The 6756-nt window shown below is 70.6% G+C and carries 5 protein-coding genes and 1 pseudogene; 5 read left to right on the plus strand and 1 reads right to left on the minus strand.

What is annotated here, in order from left to right:
• From AOK00_RS20370 to AOK00_RS20385, 4 genes and pseudogenes are all read left to right on the plus strand, one after another.
• Positions 1-716: pseudogene (locus AOK00_RS20370) on the plus strand (mannose-6-phosphate isomerase, class I); the annotation flags it as partial.
• Positions 717-782: 66 nt separating this feature from the next.
• Positions 783-1748: a cation diffusion facilitator family transporter gene (locus AOK00_RS20375; RefSeq protein WP_055601730.1), complete on the plus strand. Its 966-nt coding sequence runs from the start codon at positions 783-785 to the stop codon at positions 1746-1748.
• 395 nt (positions 1749-2143) lie between these two features.
• Complete coding sequence (gene ahcY, locus AOK00_RS20380; protein ID WP_055601731.1) at positions 2144-3598, plus strand: adenosylhomocysteinase; 1455 nt, start codon at positions 2144-2146, stop codon at positions 3596-3598.
• 184 nt (positions 3599-3782) lie between these two features.
• A complete protein-coding gene (locus tag AOK00_RS20385; RefSeq protein WP_055601732.1) occupies positions 3783-4397 on the plus strand; it encodes a hypothetical protein in 615 nt (204 codons plus the stop codon).
• A gap of 3 nt (positions 4398-4400) precedes the next feature.
• On the opposite strand, the gene AOK00_RS20390 is transcribed toward AOK00_RS20385, so the two are convergent.
• Positions 4401-5354 carry an RDD family protein gene (locus AOK00_RS20390; protein WP_173861600.1) on the minus strand — a complete coding sequence of 318 codons (954 nt, stop codon included), beginning with the start codon at positions 5352-5354 and terminating at the stop codon, positions 4401-4403.
• 119 nt (positions 5355-5473) lie between these two features.
• Here AOK00_RS20390 and AOK00_RS20395 point away from each other — a divergent pair, with 119 nt between their 5' ends.
• On the plus strand, positions 5474-6481 hold the full coding sequence (locus tag AOK00_RS20395; protein WP_055601733.1) for a stage II sporulation protein M: 1008 nt from the start codon (positions 5474-5476) through the stop codon (positions 6479-6481).
• Positions 6482-6756 lie beyond the last annotated feature (275 nt).

A 6756-nucleotide genomic window follows, 5' to 3' on the forward strand; every position in this document is an offset into this window, starting at 1 on the left:
CGGCCGCGGCCGCGGACCTGATCGCCGCGCTCGGCGTCGACTCGCTCAAGCCGTACGTCGACCTCCTGCACGCCCACCCCGAAGAGGCCGCGCTCCGCGAGGTCATGACGGCGCTGCTGACCGCCGATCCGGAGGAGATGGCGCACACCGTGGCGGAGGCGGCCGCGGCCGCGGACCGTCTCGGCGGCGAGCACGCCCCGTACGCGAGCCTCGCCCACCACTACCCGAGCGACCCCGGCGTCATCGCCGCGATGCTCCTCAACCCGATCACGCTGCAGCCCGGCGAGGCCCTCTACCTGGGCGCGGGCGTCCCGCACGCCTACCTCTCGGGCCTCGGCGTCGAGATCATGGCGAACTCCGACAACGTGCTGCGCTGCGGACTCACCCCCAAGCACATCGACGTCCCCGAACTCCTGCGCGTGGTCCGCTTCGAGCCGAACGACCCGGCCGTCCTGCGCCCCGAGGCCTCCCCGTCCGGGGAAGAGGTCTACGACACCCCGATCGACGAGTTCCGCCTCTCCCGTCTCGTATGGCCGGAGGGCGCGGCCCCGACCGACCTGACGAGCCCCACCCCGCAGATCCTGCTCGCCGTCGCGGGTCGCCCGAAGGCGGGCGAAGTGACCCTCGCCGCCGGTGAATCCGTGTTCGTGCCCGCGGGCGAGAAGACCGAACTCTCCGGTACGGGGACGGTCTTTCGCGCCACCGTCGTGGCCTGATGCAACAATGACCGGCCGAACCGCGGCGACAGAGCCGGTGCATCGACGAAGGGACCACGTACACCCATGAGCGCGTCAGGCGGAACCAAGGCGATCGTGGCGGCACTCGCCGCCAACCTGGCGATCGCCGTAGCCAAGTTCGTGGCGTTCCTCTTCAGTGGTTCGTCGTCGATGCTCGCGGAGAGCGTCCACTCGCTCGCCGACTCCGGCAACCAGGGCCTGCTGCTCCTGGGCGGCAAGAAGGCGAAGCGCGAGGCGACTCCGCAGCACCCCTTCGGCTACGGCCGCGAGCGGTACATCTACGCCTTCCTGGTCTCCATCGTGCTCTTCTCCGTCGGTGGCATGTTCGCCATCTACGAGGGCTACGAGAAGATCAAGCACCCGCACCCGATCGAGGCCTGGTACTGGCCGGTCGGCGTCCTCGTCTTCGCGATCATCGCCGAGTCCTTCTCCTTCCGTACCGCCATCCAGGAATCGAACCTGATCCGCGGCGGCCTCACCTGGACGCAGTTCGTCCGCCGGGCCAAGGCCCCCGAGCTGCCCGTCGTCCTCCTGGAGGACCTGGGCGCACTCGTCGGCCTCATCCTCGCCCTCGGCGGCGTCGGCCTCGCCCTGCTGACCGGAGACGGCGTCTGGGACGGCATCGGCACCCTCTGCATCGGCATCCTGCTGATCGCCATCGCGATCGTGCTGGCCGCCGAGACCAAGTCGCTGCTGCTCGGCGAGTCCGCCGGCACCGAGGAGGTCAAGCGGATCGAGGCCGCGGTCGTGGACGGCGAGACCGTCACCCGCCTCATCCACATGCGTACGCTCCACCTCGGTCCCGAGGAGCTCCTCGTCGCCGCCAAGATCGCCGTCCAGCACGACGACTCGGCCGGCGACGTGGCGAACGCCATCAACGCCGCCGAGGAACGCATCCGCGCCGCCGTCCCGATCGCCCGGGTCATCTACCTGGAGCCGGACATCTACAAGGAGACGGCCACCTCGGCCGGCCCCGACCTGGCGAAGACCCCGGACGACAACGACCACTGACGACAAGGACCACTGGCGGAAACGACCACTGACGGCGACGACCACTGGCGGCGACGACCACCGGTGACCGACGTCGGCGTCCCGCCCCCCAGTCCTTGCGCAAGGCCCCCGAGACCCCGCGGTCCCGGGGGTCTCGTGCATATGTACGGGGCTCCGATCACGCCCCGCGGCCCGATGCGGACTGTGGCCCGCCCCACCGTCCGGTGTAGATTCGTGACCAGCCAGACGTCGCTGCTGATGGCGGTCGGGCGGTCCTCGCGGACCGGCCGAGGGAGAGAGGGCCTCCGACGACGGCACCGTGGAAAACCCCGGGCATTCGTGTGTCCAGGGACCCTCCGTGGTGCCCGGCGCCCCAACCGACCCTCGCACGCGAACACACGAGGAGCAGCTCAGTCATGACGACTGCCGCCCATCAGGACTTCAAGGTCGCCGACCTCTCCCTGGCCGCCTTCGGCCGCAAGGAGATCACCCTCGCCGAGCACGAGATGCCCGGCCTGATGTCGATCCGCCGCGAGTACGCCGAGCAGCAGCCCCTCGCCGGCGCCCGCGTCACCGGCTCCCTGCACATGACCGTGCAGACCGCCGTCCTCATCGAGACCCTGGTCGCCCTCGGCGCCGAGGTCCGCTGGGCCTCCTGCAACATCTTCTCCACCCAGGACCACGCCGCCGCGGCCATCGCCGTCGGCCCGAACGGCACCCCGGAGAACCCGCAGGGCGTCCCGGTCTTCGCCTGGAAGGGCGAGACGCTGGAGGAGTACTGGTGGTGCACCGAGCAGGCCCTCACCTGGCCGAACTCGCCCACCGGCGGTCCGAACATGATCCTCGACGACGGTGGTGACGCCACCCTCCTCGTCCACAAGGGCGTCGAGTTCGAGAAGGCCGGCTCCGCCCCGGACCCGGCCACCGCGGACAGCGAGGAGTACGGCTACATCCTCCGTCTCCTCAACCGCACCCTCGGCGAGAACCCGCAGAAGTGGACCCAGCTGGCGTCCGAGATCCGCGGCGTGACCGAGGAGACCACGACCGGCGTCCACCGTCTGTACGAGATGCAGCAGGCCGGCGACCTCCTCTTCCCGGCGATCAACGTGAACGACGCCGTCACGAAGTCGAAGTTCGACAACAAGTACGGCTGCCGCCACTCCCTCATCGACGGCATCAACCGCGCCACCGACGTCCTCATCGGCGGCAAGACCGTGGTCGTCTGCGGCTACGGCGACGTCGGCAAGGGCTGCGCCGAGTCCCTGCGCGGCCAGGGCGCCCGCGTGATCGTCACCGAGATCGACCCGATCTGCGCGCTCCAGGCGGCGATGGACGGCTACCAGGTCACGACCCTGGACGAGGTCGTGGAGAAGGCCGACATCTTCATCACCACGACCGGCAACAAGGACATCATCATGGCCGCGGACATGGCCAAGATGAAGCACCAGGCCATCGTCGGCAACATCGGCCACTTCGACAACGAGATCGACATGGCCGGCCTCGCCAAGACCCCCGGCATCGTCAAGGACGAGGTCAAGCCGCAGGTCCACACCTGGACGTACCCCGACGGCAAGGTCCTCATCGTGCTGTCCGAGGGCCGCCTCCTCAACCTGGGCAACGCGACCGGCCACCCCTCCTTCGTCATGTCGAACTCGTTCGCGGACCAGACCCTGGCCCAGATCGAGCTCTACACGAAGCCGCAGGAGTACCCGACCGACGTGTACGTGCTGCCCAAGCACCTGGACGAGAAGGTCGCCCGTCTCCACCTGGACGCCCTCGGCGTCAAGCTGACGACCCTCCGCCCCGAGCAGGCCGCCTACATCGGAGTCGAGGTCGAGGGCCCGTTCAAGCCGGACCACTACCGCTACTGATGCCCCGGCCGGCGGCGCCCGCGCGCTGACGCGACGCCGTCCCGGACACCCGTAGAGGAAACAGGCAGGCCCCCCGCACCCCCGTGCCGGGGGGCCTGCCTCGTCCCAGGGCTGTCCGGCGGAGATCAGGGCCGGACAGGCCCTACCCCCACACCCGGAAGCCCCCGTCCCGAGGACCCGACCCATGCCCCGCGGCCGTTATTCGCTCCATGACCCGCACGACCACACTCCCCTCGGCGACGAACACTTCCACTGCGCGCCCGGCCCCTCCGGCTGGCGCTACGTCTCACAGATCACCACCCCCTCGGGCGACCATCAGGGCTCCGTCGACCTGGCCGTCGACGAACTCGGCCGCCCCATCCGTCTCGAACTCCACGCCGCCGGCTGGCAGGTCCGCGGTGCGGCCCTCGACGGCGTCACCTGGGTCCGCACGGACCCCACCGGAACCCACGCCACCGAAGGCAATGTGCGCGCCCACGCCTTCACCGGCACGTCCCCGGCGTTCCTCGTCGCACTCACGCGACTCCTGCGTCTCACCCCCGATTCCCCCGAGACCCGTGTCAGGCTCGTCGCCTTCACGGACCCGGTGCTCGCCCCCCTCACGGTCGACCAGTCCTGGGCCCTGCTGAAGAGTGAAGCGCACGCCACTGACAACGGCCCCCTGATGGTGGACGAGTACCAGGTCAGCGCCCTGGACACGGGCGAACGGCACACAGTCCACATCGCCGGCGACGTGGTCCTCTCGGCCCCCGGCATCGAACTCGAAGCCCTGGAGACCCCGCCGTCGGTCTTCCCCTGACGATCAGGCCGGCGGAGCGAACCCGGTGGCGGGCGCCGTGGCCTCCTGACCACCGGCCCCGGGGGAGGTGCCGACCGGCGCGGCAGCCGGAGGGGCCACCGGAGAAGGCGCGACGGGAGGAACGAAGCCCGGCGCCGGCATCCCCACAGCCTCCACAGCCCCGACCGCTCCACCGACCCCGGCGACCCCAGCCATGCCGGTCACTCCCGCGGAGCCGAACGCCCGCCGAGCCTCCCGCGTCTGCCGCTCGGCCGTCACCCCCGCCAGATACGCGTCGGCCGGCACCCCCGGCGGCGGAGGCGTCCCGGTCCGCGCCACCAGCTCGTCGGCCAGCCGCTCCGCCAGCTGCCGCCCCACCACCGGGTCCAGCTCACGCGCCCGCGTGAGGTACTGCCGTATCTCCAGCCACAGGGACTCGGGCACCGCCGAAAGGTCGAGCCCGGCGAAACGCCCCACCAGCCACGGCGGCGGCGGAGGCACGGCGAGCACCCGCGCCGCGGGTATCCGTTCCCGTACGACGAGCGTCCCCGCGAAGACGTCCCCGAGCCGACGCCCGCGCTCCGACACGAGCGACGCGACACAGGCGACGACCCCGAACGTCATCAGGATCTCCACGACCCCCATCGCCCCGCGCACGAGCGCGTGCCGGAACCGGATCGGCCCCCCGTCGTCCCGCACCACACGGAGCCCGCAGGCCAGCTTCCCCAGCGACCGCCCGTGGGACAGCGTCTCCAGCGCGATCGGCGCCCCCACCAGGATCAGCAGGAAGGAGGCGATGGACACCGCCGTCACCGCCGCCTCGTCGAGCGACGCGGTGGCGACCGCGAGCCCGAGCGTGACCAGCAGATACACGGACCAGACCACCACCAGGTCGATGAGCACCGCCAACGCCCGGCTCGGGAGCCGGGCCGGCTGCAACCCCAGTACGACGGCATCCCCGGTCACCACGTCACTCACGGCACCCACCCTTCTCCGACCTTCCCGGCCCCTCCGAACGTCAGTCTGCCAAGCTGACCGGCAGCGCGCCGCAGCAGTACGGAACCGTCCGCAGCCGATGCCTGGAGCAGCAGCCGATCATGGACCTCGACGTCTACGTCACCGCCCACCGCGCCGAGTGGGAACGCCTCGACCACCTCCTGCGCCGGGGCGGCAAGCTCACCGGAGCCGAGGCCGACGAACTCGTGTCCCTGTACCAGCGCACGGCCACCCATCTCTCGATCGTGCGGTCGAGCGCCCCGGACCCCATGCTCACGGCCCGGCTCACCCAGCTCGTGGCCCGCGCCCGCGCCACGGTCACCGGCACCCGCCGCTCCTCGTGGCGCGACGCCGCCCGCTTCCTCACGGCCGGCTTCCCCGCGGCCGTCTACCGCTCCCGCCACTGGTGGGTGCCCACCGCAGTCCTCTCGACCCTGCTCGCCGTTCTCATCGGCTGGTGGATCGGCACGCATCCCGAGGTCCAGGCCGCGATCGGCGCCCCCGCCGACCTCCGCGAGATGACCCGCCCCGGCGGCCAGTACGAGACGTACTACTCCAGCAACCCGGCGGCGTCCTTCGCCGCCCAGGTCTGGACGAACAACGCCCAGGCCGCCGCGATGTGCCTGGTGCTGGGCGCCTTCCTGGGCATCCCGGTGCTCTGGATCCTCTTCGTGAACATGCTGAACGTCGGTGTCGGCATCGGCCTGATGTCGTCAGCGGGCCGCCTCGACGTCTTCCTGGGCCTGATCCTTCCCCACGGCCTGCTCGAACTGACCGCCGTCTTCGTGGCCGCCGGCACGGGCCTCCGCCTCGGCTGGACGGTCATCGACCCCGGCCCCGCCACCCGCCGCGCAGCCCTCGCGGAACGCGGCCGCGCCGCCGTCGGCATGGCCATCGGGCTGGCCCTGGTCCTCTTCGTCTCGGGCCTGATCGAAGGCTTCGTCACCCCGTCCGGCCTGCCCACCTGGGCCCGCATCACCATCGGCGTCGCCGCTGAGCTGGTCTTCCTCGCCTACGTCTACGTCCTCGGCGCCCGCGCCGCCCGCACCGGCGACCAGGGCGACCTGGAGGAGCCCGACCGCAGCGCGCAGCTCCCCACCGCCGCCTGATGTGCGTACGGCCCCGCTGACCTGCTAGTGTCCTCCGGTGCCCACAAAAGCCATTGACATGGCGGACGTGGGGAGGTAGATTCAAACGGTTGCCTGGAACTGGACAGTTCGGCAGCGATCAAGTAGAGTCTCACCTACTCCGGTCGGGAATTGGATTCCACGGAGTCACCCCGATTCTTATTCGAATCAAGAAAGCCACCGATTAGGTCGGCCCAAATGATTCTGATAAAGTCGGAACCGCCGAAAGGCCCCCCGAGTGAAAACAAAAGGGACCG

It is taken from the genome of Streptomyces aureus (assembly GCF_001418135.1).
Taxonomy (GTDB): domain Bacteria; phylum Actinomycetota; class Actinomycetes; order Streptomycetales; family Streptomycetaceae; genus Streptomyces; species Streptomyces aureus_A.

Bases quoted from the DNA above. Each gene is read 5' to 3' on its own strand.
- AOK00_RS20395 (WP_055601733.1), top strand. From the start codon at position 5,474: ATGGACCTCGACGTCTACGTCACCGCCCACCGCGCCGAGTGGGAACGC.
- AOK00_RS20375 (WP_055601730.1), top strand. From the start codon at position 783: ATGAGCGCGTCAGGCGGAACCAAGGCGATCGTGGCGGCACTCGCCGCC.
- AOK00_RS20385 (WP_055601732.1), top strand. From the start codon at position 3,783: ATGCCCCGCGGCCGTTATTCGCTCCATGACCCGCACGACCACACTCCC.
- ahcY (WP_055601731.1), top strand. From the start codon at position 2,144: ATGACGACTGCCGCCCATCAGGACTTCAAGGTCGCCGACCTCTCCCTG.